The following is a 14,008-nucleotide window of genomic DNA, read 5'->3' as shown; positions in this document are numbered from 1 at the left end:
TTGTAAGGCGCCCAGCCGCGCTCGAGCAGGATGTTGGTGCCTTCCTCGATCTCTTCCTTCAGCCCGTCATAAAGGTCGTCGTGCATCTGCTGCACGAGTTCGTCGTCGGAAAGCTCGGAAAGGATGATCTCGTCGTCGGCCATTTTTAATCCAGCTCCTTGCCGCACAGATGCAATTGCGGGGCCTCAAATATCACGTCAATACCTAACCCGCTACAGGCTTGCGTCCATAGCTGATTTGCGACTTCCCGCAAAAGGAAAGCGACTGCAAATCTATTGGAATTCTTGTCGATTTTGCGACAGGCGTTGGCGCTGGCGGGCCGTTTCGAATAGGGTGCATGACTACGATCCGGCCAGAAGCCGCGATATGCGGCCGTAATAATTGTGCCAGAACAAAAGTCAGGGAAGAACGATCATGAGTGAGAACGCGCCGGTCGACCAGGAAGCGTCAAACGCGCGGCGCGGACGCGCCGCCAGCGGTGGTGCCGCTGCCCGGCGGGCGGCGCGCTCGGGTAGCAGCCCCGGCACCCAGCTCACCTACATCAAGCGCAAGATCAACGTCTATGAGGTGCTGGACGAGGAAGGGCTGGCGCTGATCGAGAAGAACACCGACACGGTGCTCGAGGAGATCGGCATCATCTTTCGCGACGACGCCGAGGCGCTGCAGCTGTGGAAAGAGGCCGGCGCGGACGTCAAGGGCGAGCGCGTGCACTTCCCGAAGGGGCTCTGCCGCTCACTTTTGAAAACCGCGCCGTCCGTCTATACCCAGCACGCCCGCAATGCCGAACGTTCGGTGCAGATCGGCGGCAACGCCACGGTCTTCGCACCGGTCTACGGCCCGCCCTTCGTGCGCGACCTCGACGGCGTCAGGCGCTATGCGACGATCGAGGATTTCCGGAATTTTGTGAAGCTCGCCTATATGGCGCCGTCGATCCACCATTCGGGCGGCACGGTGTGCGAGCCGGTCGACGTGCCGGTCAACAAGCGCCATCTCGACATGATCTACAGCCACATCAAATATTCGGACAAGCCGTTCATGGGCTCGGTCACCGCGCCGGAGCGCGCCGAAGATACGGTTGCGATGGCCAAGATCGTGTTCGGCGACGATTTCGTCGAGAACAACACGGTGCTGACCAGCCTGATCAACGCCAACTCGCCGATGGTGTTCGACGAGACCATGCTGGGGGCGCTGAAAGTCTATTCGCGCCACAACCAGGCCTGTATCGTCACGCCGTTCATCCTCGCCGGCGCAATGAGCCCGGTGACGGTCGCTGGCACGCTGACCCAGGTCCTGGCCGAAGTGCTGGCTGGCGCGTCGTTCACGCAGCTGATCCGGCCGGGCGCACCGGTGCTGTTCGGCACCTTCGCCTCGTCGATCTCGATGCAGTCTGGCGCGCCGACCTTCGGCACGCCGGAGCCGTCACTGGTTTCCTATGGCGCGGCGCAGCTCGCGCGCCGGCTTGGCCTGCCGTTCCGCACCGGCGGTTCGCTCTGCGCCTCCAAAATCCCGGACGCGCAGGCGGCCTATGAGAGCGCCAACACGCTGAACTCGACGATCCTCGCCGGCACCAATTTCGTGCTGCACTCGGCCGGCTGGCTCGAGGGCGGGCTCGCTTCCTGCTACGAAAAGTTCATGATGGACATCGACCAGCTCGGCATGACCCAGAAGTTCTCCGAAGGCGTCGACCTGTCGGAGAACGGCCAGGCGATGGATGCCATCCGCCAGGTCGGCCCGGGCAGCCACTATCTCGGCTGTGACCACACCCAGGCCAATTTCCAGACCGCCTTCTACCGTTCCAGCATCGCCGACAACAATTCCTACGAGCAGTGGCTGGCCGAAGGCGAAAAGTCGGCACCGCAGCGCGCCAACGAACTCGCCCGCCGCTGGCTGGAAAGCTACGAGGCGCCGCATCTCGATCAGGGCATCGACGACGGACTGAAGGATTTTATCGCCAGCAAGAAGGCGTCGATGGCCGACGCCTTCACCTGAAAGGAGCCCGAGTCAGGCGGGGCTAAAGTCGCCAACATCATCCACAAGGAAGTCTGGCGGAGCGCCTTCTCCGAGCCGGACAGCAAGGGATGATCCTTGAGCGCAGCATGGTCGAAGATATAGCGGCGGCGCTTTCCGCCCACGGCCTCATCCTGCGCGGCGGCTTCAATTTTGCAGGCGGTGAGGAAACACCCTCCGGTCTCTCCGGCGCTGCCGCCAGATCCGTGCTGCTGGTGGGACAGGCGGGCGCTGCGCCGTGGCCGCATTTCCTGCGCTGGCGGGAAGGCCAATCGCGAACTGTTGCCGATCCGCTCGACGCATGGTCGCGCGAAGTGATCGGCGCAGTGGCGAAGACATTCGGCGCGCGCGCCGTTTCGCCGTCCGACAGACCGTATCTGCCGTTCCAGCAATGGGCGATGCAGGCGGAGGGTCTGAAACCGTCGCCGCTCGGCATCCTCATGCATCCGCAATACGGGCTCTGGCACGCCTATCGCGACGCGCTGCTGTTCGAGGACGAGATTGCGTTTGGGGAAACTCGCGAAGTGGTTCACCTTTGCGATGCATGTGTCGACAAACCTTGCCTGAAATCTTGTCCGGTCGATGCCTATTCTGCGGATGGTTTCGCACACAAGTCCTGTCTGGCGCATGTGCGTGGGCACAACGGCGCGGCTTGCCGAACCGGCGGCTGTCTCGACCGCAACGCCTGTCCCTACGGCGCGGCCTATCGGTATCCGCCACAGGTTCAAGCCTTCCTCATGGCCGCGTTCGCCCGTCTGTAGCATCGCTGAATGCCGCACGAACTTGAACACCGCATTGCGACCCCGATAGCCCGCTGGTGGTCATCTGACGGCCCTGCAAAAAAATCTTTCCATCATCCCAAGGAATCGCCATTAGCCTTCGTCCAACAGGCAAATGATGGCGATGATGCTGGATGAAAGCGAAGCCTCTGACGCCGAGCTGATCGGTCGGGCGCAGGGCGGTGACAGGGGGGCTTTCGGCACATTGCTCGAAAGGCACTATGATTTCGTCTATCGCGCCGCCTATCGCTGGTGCGGGAAAAAGGCCGACGCCGAGGATATCGCCCAGGAAGTCTGCGTCCGGCTCGGCCGGGCGATCCGCGACTATCATGGCAGCGGCGCCTTCACCACCTGGCTCTACACCATGACGCTGAATGCGGCACGCGACATGATGCGCAAGAGCGTCCGTGAGGCGATCAAGACCGAAGCCTACGGGGCTTACGAGCTGATCTCGGGAGAGGCCCCGGCCGAGCCCGAAGATCCAGCCGAGGCGCTTTGGGCGGCGGTGCGGATGCTGCCGGACAAGCAGCGCGACGCGGTGCTGCTCGTCTATGGCGAGGGGCTGAGCCACGCACTCGCTTCCGAGGCGATGGGCATCTCGGAGACGACGGTTTCCTGGCACATCCATGAAGCGAAGAAACGGCTGAAGGCGCTCATGCTTTCAGCCGGGGAAGTGTGATCATGGTCGACGACAACGAACTCAACAGGCTGCGCGACATCGCAGCACCGCCGCCCGGTACCGCGGCGAAGGCGCGTGCCTTCGAGGCCGCCATGCGGGCTTACGACCTGGGCGAAAAAACTTCACCTGTCGCCCAAGGAACGGCGAAAGGGCTTCGTCTCACAGAGCGAGCACAAAAGCTCTGGAGCGAAATCATGGAAAAGAAACTCTTCGCTACCCCGGCCATTGCCGGGCTCGTCGCCCTGCCGATCGCCGGATACGCCACGATCTATATGCTGCAGGAGCAGCCGTTCTATTCCGGTGGGGACGAGAAGATCACCGAAACGCTGGCCGATAAACCAGCGGCTACGAAGAAAGCCGATGCCGACGCCGAAAGCCGCGTCGCAGCCGAGGCGCTTGCCCCGGCATCGCCGCCGAAGCCACAATCGGCTGCCGGCCTGGCGCAGCAGGACGCTCTGGCCCGCAATGCGGCGCCCGAGCCGGCACCTGCGCCGAAAGGTGAGATCGCGAGGGATGGTGGAGCTGCGCCGTCTGGCAGAGTGATGACGTCTATATCGCCTCCGAAAGCCGACGGAGCCACGCAGGCTGGCCGCATGCCAGGCGCCGAATCCAAGCTGATGGTACAGCCTTCGACCGCCCCAGCTGACCAGATGCCGCTCCCAGAGCAAAACCGCGACCGCGTCGGGGATTTCAAGAGCAATCCGGTGCGTGCCGCGCTCGAAGACCCGGTGTTGACCTTTTCGATCGATGTCGACACGGCCTCCTATTCCTTCGTGCGGCGCTCGCTCAGGGAAGGTGCTTTGCCGCAGGCCGACACGGTCCGCGTCGAGGAGATGATCAACTACTTCCCCTATGACTGGAAAGGTCCGGACGTTGCCTCGACGCCGTTCAACTCGACCGTCAGCGTCATGCCGACGCCGTGGAACGAGCACACCAGACTGATGCATGTCGCCATCAAGGGTTTCGACGCGAAGCCGGCCGAGCAGCCCAAGGCCAACCTGGTCTTCCTGATCGACGTGTCGGGCTCGATGAACGAGCAGGACAAGCTGCCGCTCCTGCAGTCGGCCTTCCGGCTTCTGGTCAACAAATTGAAGCCGGACGACACCGTCTCGATCGTCACCTATGCGGGCGATGCCGGCACTGTGCTGGAGCCGACGAAGGTTTCGGAGAAGGACAAGATCCTCGATGCCATCGACACGTTGGCGCCCGGCGGCAGCACGGCCGGCGAGGCGGGTATCAAGGAAGCTTATCGGCTGGCGCAGAAATCCTTCGTCAACGACGGCATCAATCGCGTGATGCTGGCGACGGACGGCGACTTCAATGTCGGCCAGACCGACGACGACGATCTGAAGCGGTTGATCGAAAAGGAGCGCACGACCGGGGTGTTCCTGTCGGTGTTCGGTTTCGGCCGCGGCAACCTGAACGATCAGATGATGCAGGCCATCGCCCAGAACGGCAACGGCACCGCCGCCTATATCGACACTTTGGCCGAGGCGGAGAAGGTGCTGGTCGAGGATGCGTCCTCGACGCTGTTCACCATCGCCAAGGACGTGAAGATCCAGGTCGAGTTCAACCCGCAAAAAGTCTCGGAATACCGGCTGATCGGCTACGAGACCCGCGCCTTGAACCGCGAGGATTTCAACAACGATCGCATCGACGCCGGCGAGATCGGTTCGGGGCATTCGGTTACCGCGATCTATGAGATCACGCCGAACGGCAGCGGCGGCCAGAAGATCGATCCGCTGCGCTACGGCCAGGCGTCCGTGAGCAATGGCGGCGTCGCCAATGCCGACGAATATGCCTTCGTCAAGATCCGCTACAAGCTGCCGAACGAGGATGCCTCGAAGCTGATCACCACGCCGGTGACATCGGCCAACGAAGTTGCTGATTTCGACCGGGCCAGCACCGACCAGCGCTTCTCCGTTGCCGTCGCAGCTTTTGGCCAGAAGCTGCGCGACGAGGATGCGACCGCGAAGTTCGGCTACGACAAGATCATCGAGATTGCCACTGCCGCCCGTGGAGCCGATCCGTTCGGGTACCGGTCCGAGTTCCTCTCGCTGGTGCGCCTTGCCTCGGCGCTCGGCGGTAACCGGTAGTGGGTGTGACGGCCGGTTTTCCTCAGATGGGATCGTTCTGATACGGAAAACCGACCGATGGGCGGTGAGGCAGGCCGGCAGGGAAAACCTTGCCGGCCTTTTTCAATTGCGTCAGGCGCGGCTGCGCCGGCGCTCGCGGCGGGCTTCGCTGGTCTCGACGGTGTTGACCGTCGCCTGCTTGTTGCGCATCGGGCCGATGCGCTCGACGATTTTTTCGACGGTCGGGCGATCCGACCTTGTGTGCGCATCGAGTGCCTTGCGCATGGCGGCGAGGTGGGCGAACGAGGTGCCGCAGCAGCCACCTATGATCTTTGCGCCGGCATCGACGGCCAGCCTGACATAGTCGGCCATCAGCTCGGGCGTGCCGGAATAGTGGATCTCGGCGCCGCGAAATTCCGGAATGCCGCAATTGCCCTTGACGATCACCGTCGCCTCCGGCTTCGCCTCGGTCATGTCGAGCAGTGAGGCGAGGATGTCGGAGGCGCCGACGCCGCAATTGGCGCCGACACCGAGCGGCGCCTGCGACATGCCATCGGCGACGCCGTGGATGTCCTTCGGCAACAGCCCCATCATGGTGCGGCCGGCGGTGTCGAAGGAGCCGGTGTAGGTATAGGGCAGGCCGACGCGGATCGCGGCTTCGGCTGCGGCGCGGATTTCGTCCGGCGCCGACATGGTCTCGATCCAGGCGACTTCGGCGCCGCCGGCCTTCAGGCCCTCGATCTGCTCGGCAAACGCCTCGACCGCCTCGTCATAAGTCATGGCGCCGAGCGGCACCAGCAACTCGCCGGTCGGGCCGACCGAGCCGGCGACGATGACCTTGCGGCCGGCTTTATCGGCGACGGCGCGGGCGATCTCGGCGGCGCGCTGGTTCAGCGCATGCACGCGGTCTTGCGCATGGTGCAGCTTCAGCCGGTGGCGGGTGCCGCCGAAGGAGTTGGTCAGGATGATGTCGGCGCCGGCCTCGACGAAGTTCTGGTGCAGACTGGTGATGATGTCCGGCGCCGTCTCGTTCAGCAACTCTGGAGCCTCGCCAGCCTCGAGCCCCATGGCGAACAGATTGGTGCCGGTGGCGCCATCGGCGAGCAGAACGCCCTTTTCGGCAAGCAAAGCGTCAATTGGATTGGTCATTGGAAACTACGCCTTCCGGGATTGTTTGTCGAGATAAGGATATAAAGAAATCTTTATATGGCGTCAATGTTAGGTGCAGGAAGCAGGCCGTCAAAATTGCATTTCCGCCAGCCTTTGGGTGAAGCTGGCTGCTTCGTGCGCATTGATATCGGCGGCGCGGATCAGATTGTCGAAATGGCTGGTCAGCGTACGGACCGGCTGGGTCGCGTTCAGCACCAGATACATGTCGCCGACATAGATGGCGGCGCGATAGGGCCCGAAGATGGTGTAGGGGATCGAATACCGCATCCGCCCGTCATAGAGAAACAGGCGGAAGGTGGGATAAAGGTCGTCGAGCAGCGTCGCCATGTGAAGAAGCTGCTGGTGGCGGGCGGCCTCAGGGAAACGGTCCCAGACGCCCAGGCCGCGCGCAAAGATCTCCAGCGTGTGGCGCGGCATGCAGACTTCCATGTCGGTTTCCGGCCGCCGGTTGTAGTCGATGCGGTACTGCGTCTCGCCGGCCTGGGCCTCACGGCTCTTGTTGGCGATCCCAGCCTCGTAATCGACGAGCGCTTCGGTGCGCAGAAGATCGGGAATGCCGGCCGGCACGTAACGGATTTTCGTGCCGGCGGCCTCGGCATGCCACCTGGCCAGCAGCGTGCGGTCGAAGCCGTCAGGCGCTTCCTCGATCTCCAGGCTCTCGCGGATTTCACCGGTGACGCCTTCGTCCTGGCTGAGGCCGAGCAGCCAGTCGAGCGACACTTTGAATTCGGCGGCGATGTTGAGCAGCGTTTCGGCGCGGGGCAGGCGTGTCGAGGTGCCGGACAGCAGCTGTGAAAGCGCCGAGCGGTCGATGCCCACCGCAGTCGCGAAAGCGGACTGGTTCAGATCGGACCGTGTCAGGAGCATCTTCAGGCGCTCCCGAAAGACCGTCGACAGGTCGCGTTTGTCCATGTTGTGATTCCGGTCATTGGGAGGAAAAAAATCCGCCGAACCCGCCAACGTGGCAGTTTGGGCGTAAATGAATCCTCATGCCTGTTTACAACTGATAACATATGCGGCTGAAAATGCGCAATCGCAACATTTTGTGCGCTTTGTCGCGTTGCAGCATCACGACGCTCCTGACACAATGCTGTCAGGAATCAAAACGGTTCCGGCGACTGGAAGGGCAGTGGTCGATCCATGACAAGCAGGAATAACAGACGGCGCAATGCACCGGCCATCGAATGGCCGACCGTCTTCCTCGCGTTTTTCTGCTACGGCACCTGGCTTGCAGCCGGCCTGTTCCTGTGGCCGTCCTATCCGCTGCTGGCGCTCGTCGTCCTGGCCTTGATGGCGGCGCTGCAATCCTCGCTGGCGCACGAAGTCCTGCATGGCCATCCGACCCGCAAAGCGCAGCTCAACGAAGCTTTCGTCTTCCTGCCGATTGGTCTCGTCTGGCCTTTCCGGCGGTTCAAGACCATTCATCTGCGCCATCATGCCGACGAACGGCTGACCGATCCGCTTGACGATCCTGAAAGCTACTACAAGGCGCTGTGGCACCATGACGAATTGCCGCCGACGATGAAGTTCCTGCTGAAGATCAACAACACCATGATCGGCCGGCTCATTCTCGGCCCGTGGCTGTCGTGCACCGGCTTCTTCATCGACGATGCCAGGCAGATGCTTGCCGGCGACAAGGTGATCCGCAAGGCATGGCTGCTGCACGCCATCGGCCTCGCCGTGGTGCTGCCGGTCGTGCAGTTCGGCTTCGGCATCCCGCTATGGCTCTACATCCTGGTGCCGGTGTGGCTGGGCCAGTCGCTGATCTCGATCCGCACCTTCGCCGAGCATCAGTGGTCGGAGCATCCGGAAGGCCGTACGGTGATCGTCGAACGTTCGCCGCTGTCGTTCCTGTTCCTCAACAACAATCTGCATTTCGTTCATCACAAGAGCCCGACGGTGGCCTGGTACCGGCTGCCGAAGCTGTTTCGCGAGCGCCGTGACGAGTGGCTGCGGATGAACAATGGCTATGCCTATCCGAACTATTTCGCGCTGCTCAAGGCATATGCCTTCAAGGCCAAGGAGCCGATCGTCCACCCGGTGCTGCGGCGCACGCCGGAACCGGGCCGGGCGTTCAAGCCGCGCGTCAGGGCGCGCAGCCTCAATGGGCTTGGCAGTGCGCCGGTACCGGCCGAGCCGCCGAAAGAATGAATTTTTGGGTATTGCCGGCAGCGATGCCCAGGTGCGCGTCAATGGCCTCGTCAATTTTTCTCAGCGTAACGATCAAAGTCCCGGCATGAGCGATTTCGTTGCCGGCTTGCCGATGTACGACTGGTCTGAAATGCGGAGCGAGGTCGACGCCCAATGGGCGCGGCTGCGTGATGCCTTCCGGCAAAAAGGCATCGACGCGCCGCAGACCATCGCTCGCGTCAATGCCGATCTGCGGCCTGTGGAAGGCGGCATCCGCGACGCCGCCGGAAAGGTCATGGCGCCCGATCCGGCGACGCTGCCGCCGGACGAGTTGGATTTTTTCGGCCTCTGGCTGCATCCGGCGCTGCTGTTCGCACAGACCTGCTGGGGTCCGATGGAACTCGGGCTGGCGACGCATGTTCAACTGGTCGGCCAGCCGCGTTACGACGCGTTCGAGGGCGGGCAGGGTGAACTCTATTCGAGTGCGCTGGTGATGCGTGCAGGTGAAGCGCCAACGGTTGGCTCACCGTCGGACGGCAGCCCGCTCATCCCGCTCGATGTCCTGCGTGGCAAGCATTTTACCTTCAACAGCCTCGATTCCATGTCGGGCATTATCGCGCCGGCGCGTGACCTGGAGGCGCTGGGCGAAAGCTTGGACATCTTCTCCGAGCGCAGCGAAAGCGGTGGCCACCGCGCCTCGATCGTCGCCATTGCCGAGGGCAAGGCCGATGTCGCGGCCATCGACTGCCAGAGCTGGGCCAATGCGCGGCGCTTCGAGCCGGCAGCGGAAGCGGTCACAGTCGTCGGCTGGACAACGCGGCGCAAGGGCCTGCCGTTCATCACTGCCAGAACGACACCGGAAAAGATCGTGGAGGCGCTGCGCGAGGTGGTCGCGGCGACCGCATAAAAAATCAGTCGCCGAGCAGCCGCTCGTCGAGCGGATAGGTCGAAAGCTGCTCGTTGCCGGTTTCGGTGATCAGGATCTGCTCTTCGATCTTGACGCCCTCGCGTCCGCCAAGCCGGCCGATATAGCTCTCGACGCAAAGCACCATGCCCGACACAAGCACGCCGTCGGGCGTGTCTTCGGTCCAGTCGATGGGATGCGGCAGCGTCGGGTATTCGTCTGCCAGACCGACGCCGTGATAGAGCACGCCGTAACGCGCCGGGAAACAATCTCCGGGCGGCACCGCCGAGCGTTCGACAAGATCGCGGAACGATGTGCCCGGCTGCATCAGGCCGATGTTGTGGGCGATCTGCTCGGCGGCGATGCGAAACAGCTCGCGTTGCTCGTTGGATGGCTCGGTGTCGCCGCAGAGCCAGGTGCGCGACAGGTCGGCGCAGAAACCGTAAGGGCCGATCAAATCGGTATCGAAAGCGACGAGATCGCCGGCTGCGATCGTTCGCGACGAGCATTCCTGGAACCAGGGATTGGTGCGCGGGCCGGACGTCAACAGCCGGGTTTCGACCCATTCGCCGCCACGCGCGATGTTTCCGCGGTGGAGTTCGGCCCACAGTTCGTTTTCGGAAATTCCTGGCCTCAATGCTGCTTCCATCTCACCCATCGCCGCCTCGCAGGCGACGATCGACCGGCGCATGGCCAGGATTTCGTCGGGCGATTTGATCAGGCGTGCATTTTCCATCAGCGCTTCGCCATTGCCGATCGAGATGCCGAGGCGGGCGAGCGCTTCGACGCCCTCGGGATTGATGTGATCGACGGCGATGCGGCCGATACCGCCGCCATGCTGCTTGACCAGATCGGCGATCCCGGCGGCCCAGCGGCGGACTTTTTGCTCGGTGAGTTCGCCGCTGTAGAGATATATCCACGACACTGCCGGCCGAACCTCGTCGACGACGCCGGAGTGGTCGGAAAGGTGCTCGCAGGAAAAATAGTCGAACAGCACCACCGGACCTTCGGTGGCAACGAAACAATGTCTTGTCGGATTGTGTGCGACCCAGAGCTGCATGTTGGTCGAGTCGGTCGCATAGCGGATGTTGATCGGATCGTAGAGCAAGGCTCCCGCATAGCCGCGGCGCTTCAGCTCGGCGCGGATGCGGTCGAGCCGGTATTGGCGCATGGCGGGCAGGTCGGGAGCAGCAATGCCGGCGGCGTGCCACTCGGCTTCCGCCAGTGCGCCGTAGCCAAGCACATGCTGGTTGAGTTCAGCGGCCTTCTGCCGCGACTTCAGGCGCAACGCATCGATTGAGCCTGCTTCGTCTGGCTCGAACGGCGCGATCCTGCGATGACGACCGAACCGTCGCTCGACGCCCGGATCGCTCATTTTTTCCTATCCTCCCGATATCAATCGGCCGCGCGGGTCAGGCCCGAGGGCGGGCCTTTGGGTCCAATGCTTTCAGGCCCGCATCTTCTCGCCGCTCGGGTCGAAAGGCGGCTCGAAATTGATGCGGGCTGGTCGTCGGCTTCCGAGGATCTCGATCTCGAACAGTCCGGCGCTCTCGTCCGCGGCCAAGGCCGCCGGCACATAGCCTTGCGCCATCGATTTCTTGATATAATGGGCATAGCCGCCGGAGGTGACCCAGCCGACCACGCGCCAGTCGCCGTCGACGATGCCGCGCACGGCCGAAGCGCCTTCCGCGGCGCTCGAGCCGCGCTCTTCCTTGCCGTCCGTATCGAAACGCGCCGCACCATAGCCGTGCGGCTTATCCACCGTGCCGTAGTCGTTGCCGCCGACCTTGGCCCAGATTGGTTCGTCGCCCATCACGTCGGCGTCTGCGGCATCGACGATGAAGGAGACACGGCGCAGTTTTGGCCCTTCTGCCTGCTCCCTGGCTGCCGCGTCGCGTCCGATGAAGTCGTTCTTCTCCAGCTTGACGAAGCGGTCCATCGCCCCCTCGAACGGCCCGTAGATCGGGCGCAGTTCGCGGAACCAGGTCGGAAAATTCTTTTCCAGGCGCATCGAGAGCAGGGCGCGCATGCCGAAATCGACCAGGCCAAACTCTTCGCCGGCATCCTTGATCGCCTTGTAGACGAGACGCTGGTAGGCCGGCGCCATCCAGATCTCGTAGCCGAGGTCACCGGTATAGGTGATGCGATTGACCATGCAGGGCGCGCCGCCGACCGCCATCTCCCGGAAGTCCATGAAGCGGAAGGCCTTGGTCGAGATGTCGGCGTCAACCAGTTTCTGCAGCAGGTCGCGTGATTTCGGCCCGGCGATCGACAAGCCGACCAGCGTCTGGTCGAAGCGGTGAATGCGGACCTGTGACGCCCCTGGACCATCCTTCGGCAGGTGCTTCTCGAACCAGCGCATATGATACTTCTGCGCCGCCGACGAGCTCCAGATCATGAAGCGCTCTTCGCCCGCCTTGGCGATGGTGAAATCGCCGACCAGCCTGCCGAACTCGTTCAGCATCGGGGTCAGCACAATGCGGCCGGTCTTCGGCATGCGGTTGGTCATCAGCCGGTTGAGGAAATCTTCCGATCCCGGCCCGGAGACTTCGTATTTGGCGAAATTGGCGATCTCGGTGACGCCGACCTTCTCGCGGGTGGCGCGCACTTCCTCGCCGATCGGCCCGAAATCGTTGGAGCGATGGAAGGAAACGATATCCTTCGGCTCGGTGCCTTTCGGTGCGAACCAGAGCGGGGTTTCAAGGCCCCAGCTATCGCCCATGACGGCGTTGTTGGCCAGCATCGTGTCGTAAAGCGGAGTCGTCTGGGCCGGGCGTGCCGCCGGCAGTTCCTCGTTGGGAAAGCGGATGGAAAAACGGCGCGAATAGTTTTCGCGCACCTTGGCATTGGTATAGCGCAGCGTCGCCCATTCGCCGAAGCGCGCGACGTCCATGCCCCAGACGTCAAAGCCGGGATCGCCATGGACCATCCAGTTCGACAATGCCAACCCGACGCCGCCGCCTTGCGAGAAACCGGCCATGACGGCGCAGGCGCACCAGAAATTGGTCAGGCCCTGCACCGGGCCGACCAGCGGATTGCCGTCCAGCGCGAAGGTGAAGGGACCGTTGATGATCTGCTTGATGCCGGCCTTCTCGATGCCGGGAAAATGCTTGAAGCCGATTTCCAGCGACGGCGCGATGCGGTCGATGTCGGGCTGCAGCAGCTCATGGCCGAAATCCCACGGCGTGTTGACCGGAGACCACGGCTTGCAGGCTTTTTCATAGGTGCCGAGCAGGATGCCGTTGCGTTCCTGGCGGGTGTAGATCTCGCCCTTGAAGTCCATAACGCCGATCATCTCGCGGCCGGTCGACTTGTTGAATTCCTCGACCTCCGGCATCGGCTCGGTCAAAAGGTACATATGCTCCATGGCCAGCAGCGGCAGCTCGACGCCGACCATGCGGCCGATCTCGCGCGCCCACAGGCCGCCGCAGTTGACGACATGCTCGGCCTTGACCGTGCCTTGCTCGGTAACGACGTTCCAGGTGCCGTCGACCTCCTGCGTCAGCTCGACGACGCGGTTGCGCAGCACGATCTCGGCGCCGAGCTTCCTGGCGGCCTTGGCGTAGGCGTGGGTGGTGCCGGAAGGATCGAGATGGCCTTCGACCGGATCCCACATGGCGCCGACGAAATTGGTCTCGTCCATCAGCGGGAACATCGCCTTGGCCTCTGACGGCGTGATCAGCTCGGTGTCCATGCCGAGATAGCGGCCTTTGGCGTGGGCAAGGCGCAGGAAGTCCATGCGCTCGGGCGTGTCGGCCATCATCACGCCGCCGGTCAGGTGCAGCGAGCAGGACTGGCCTGAAAGCTCTTCGATCTCCCTGTAGAGCTGCACCGTATAGGCCTGCAGCTTGGCGACATTGGGATCGCCATTGAGCGTATGGAAGCCGCCCGCCGCATGCCAGGACGAACCGGAGGTGAGCTCCGAACGCTCGATCAGCATGATGTCGGTCCAGCCCGCCTTGGCCAGATGGTAAAGCACCGAGCAGCCGACGACGCCGCCACCGATGACAACCGCTTTTGCATGAGATTTCATGAAGATAGTTCCGTTTTTGAAGAGATTGAATCGAGTGGGCGGGGCGTGAAAGCAAAGCGAGGAAGGGCGCGGGCTGGAATAATCTCACGCCATTCCTCTACCCCGTCGATCGGGGGAGAGGTGGGGGGGGGGGGGGGGCGGGGGGGGGGGGGGGGGGTTTTAAAAAAAAGAAAAAAAAAAAAGCGCCCCCCCCGAGGGCCCCCCGGTTTTGTAGGAGGGGGCGGGGAACGA

The 14,008-nt window shown here is 62.9% G+C and carries 10 protein-coding genes and 1 pseudogene; 6 read left to right on the top strand and 5 right to left on the bottom strand.

Going from position 1 to position 14,008, the window contains the following annotated elements; genetic code table 11:
• Positions 1–143 (bottom strand): annotated as a pseudogene (locus AC0L2B_RS10170) (cobalamin-binding protein); the annotation flags it as partial.
• Positions 144–414: 271 nt separating this feature from the next.
• Between AC0L2B_RS10170 and AC0L2B_RS10165 the strand changes: the two are divergent.
• From AC0L2B_RS10165 to AC0L2B_RS10150, 4 genes are all read left to right on the top strand, one after another.
• Positions 415–1,989: a trimethylamine methyltransferase family protein gene (locus AC0L2B_RS10165; protein WP_473745209.1), complete on the top strand. Its 1,575-nt coding sequence runs from the start codon at positions 415–417 to the stop codon at positions 1,987–1,989.
• Positions 1,990–2,096: 107 nt separating this feature from the next.
• Complete coding sequence (locus AC0L2B_RS10160) at positions 2,097–2,768, top strand: hypothetical protein (RefSeq protein ID WP_473745208.1); 672 nt, start codon at positions 2,097–2,099, stop codon at positions 2,766–2,768.
• A gap of 136 nt (positions 2,769–2,904) precedes the next feature.
• Positions 2,905–3,465 (top strand): RNA polymerase sigma factor, encoded by a 561-nt coding sequence (locus AC0L2B_RS10155; protein WP_473745207.1) that lies wholly within the window; start codon positions 2,905–2,907, stop codon positions 3,463–3,465.
• 2 nt (positions 3,466–3,467) lie between these two features.
• Positions 3,468–5,561 (top strand): vWA domain-containing protein, encoded by a 2,094-nt coding sequence (locus AC0L2B_RS10150; protein WP_473745206.1) that lies wholly within the window; start codon positions 3,468–3,470, stop codon positions 5,559–5,561.
• Positions 5,562–5,672: 111 nt separating this feature from the next.
• Here the strand turns inward: AC0L2B_RS10150 and bmt are convergent, their stop codons facing one another.
• Both bmt and AC0L2B_RS10140 read right to left on the bottom strand, forming a co-directional pair.
• Positions 5,673–6,689 (bottom strand): betaine--homocysteine S-methyltransferase, encoded by a 1,017-nt coding sequence (gene bmt / locus AC0L2B_RS10145; RefSeq protein WP_473745204.1) that lies wholly within the window; start codon positions 6,687–6,689, stop codon positions 5,673–5,675.
• 90 nt (positions 6,690–6,779) lie between these two features.
• On the bottom strand, positions 6,780–7,622 hold the full coding sequence (locus tag AC0L2B_RS10140) for a helix-turn-helix domain-containing protein (RefSeq protein WP_473745203.1): 843 nt from the start codon (positions 7,620–7,622) through the stop codon (positions 6,780–6,782).
• A gap of 228 nt (positions 7,623–7,850) precedes the next feature.
• Here AC0L2B_RS10140 and AC0L2B_RS10135 point away from each other — a divergent pair, with 228 nt between their 5' ends.
• A complete protein-coding gene (locus tag AC0L2B_RS10135; protein ID WP_128166875.1) occupies positions 7,851–8,861 on the top strand; it encodes a fatty acid desaturase in 1,011 nt (336 codons plus the stop codon).
• Positions 8,862–8,946: 85 nt separating this feature from the next.
• Positions 8,947–9,747, top strand: a complete 801-nt coding sequence (locus AC0L2B_RS10130; RefSeq protein ID WP_128167258.1) for a phosphate/phosphite/phosphonate ABC transporter substrate-binding protein — start codon at positions 8,947–8,949, stop codon at positions 9,745–9,747.
• Positions 9,748–9,751: 4 nt separating this feature from the next.
• Here the strand turns inward: AC0L2B_RS10130 and AC0L2B_RS10125 are convergent, their stop codons facing one another.
• Together AC0L2B_RS10125 and AC0L2B_RS10120 are read right to left on the bottom strand one after the other, a co-directional pair.
• On the bottom strand, positions 9,752–11,119 hold the full coding sequence (locus tag AC0L2B_RS10125; protein WP_473745200.1) for a M24 family metallopeptidase: 1,368 nt from the start codon (positions 11,117–11,119) through the stop codon (positions 9,752–9,754).
• A 72-nt stretch (positions 11,120–11,191) separates the two neighbouring features.
• Complete coding sequence (locus AC0L2B_RS10120) at positions 11,192–13,777, bottom strand: GcvT family protein (protein WP_473745198.1); 2,586 nt, start codon at positions 13,775–13,777, stop codon at positions 11,192–11,194.
• Positions 13,778–14,008: the final 231 nt, after the last annotated feature.

It is taken from the genome of Mesorhizobium sp. WSM4815, assembly GCF_055811575.1.
The sequence above is the reverse complement of the archived record's forward strand: the minus strand, read 5'-3'. Positions and strand labels throughout refer to the sequence as shown.

What these genes read in the sequence shown, in the direction of transcription:
- AC0L2B_RS10165 (WP_473745209.1), top strand. Translation starts at nt 415, where the DNA reads ATGAGTGAGAACGCGCCGGTCGACCAGGAAGCGTCAAACGCGCGGCGC.
- AC0L2B_RS10160 (WP_473745208.1), top strand. Translation starts at nt 2,097, where the DNA reads ATGGTCGAAGATATAGCGGCGGCGCTTTCCGCCCACGGCCTCATCCTG.
- AC0L2B_RS10155 (WP_473745207.1), top strand. Translation starts at nt 2,905, where the DNA reads ATGGCGATGATGCTGGATGAAAGCGAAGCCTCTGACGCCGAGCTGATC.
- AC0L2B_RS10150 (WP_473745206.1), top strand. Translation starts at nt 3,468, where the DNA reads ATGGTCGACGACAACGAACTCAACAGGCTGCGCGACATCGCAGCACCG.
- bmt (WP_473745204.1), bottom strand. Translation starts at nt 6,689, where the DNA reads ATGACCAATCCAATTGACGCTTTGCTTGCCGAAAAGGGCGTTCTGCTC.
- AC0L2B_RS10140 (WP_473745203.1), bottom strand. Translation starts at nt 7,622, where the DNA reads ATGGACAAACGCGACCTGTCGACGGTCTTTCGGGAGCGCCTGAAGATG.
- AC0L2B_RS10135 (WP_128166875.1), top strand. Translation starts at nt 7,851, where the DNA reads ATGACAAGCAGGAATAACAGACGGCGCAATGCACCGGCCATCGAATGG.
- AC0L2B_RS10130 (WP_128167258.1), top strand. Translation starts at nt 8,947, where the DNA reads ATGAGCGATTTCGTTGCCGGCTTGCCGATGTACGACTGGTCTGAAATG.
- AC0L2B_RS10125 (WP_473745200.1), bottom strand. Translation starts at nt 11,119, where the DNA reads ATGAGCGATCCGGGCGTCGAGCGACGGTTCGGTCGTCATCGCAGGATC.
- AC0L2B_RS10120 (WP_473745198.1), bottom strand. Translation starts at nt 13,777, where the DNA reads ATGAAATCTCATGCAAAAGCGGTTGTCATCGGTGGCGGCGTCGTCGGC.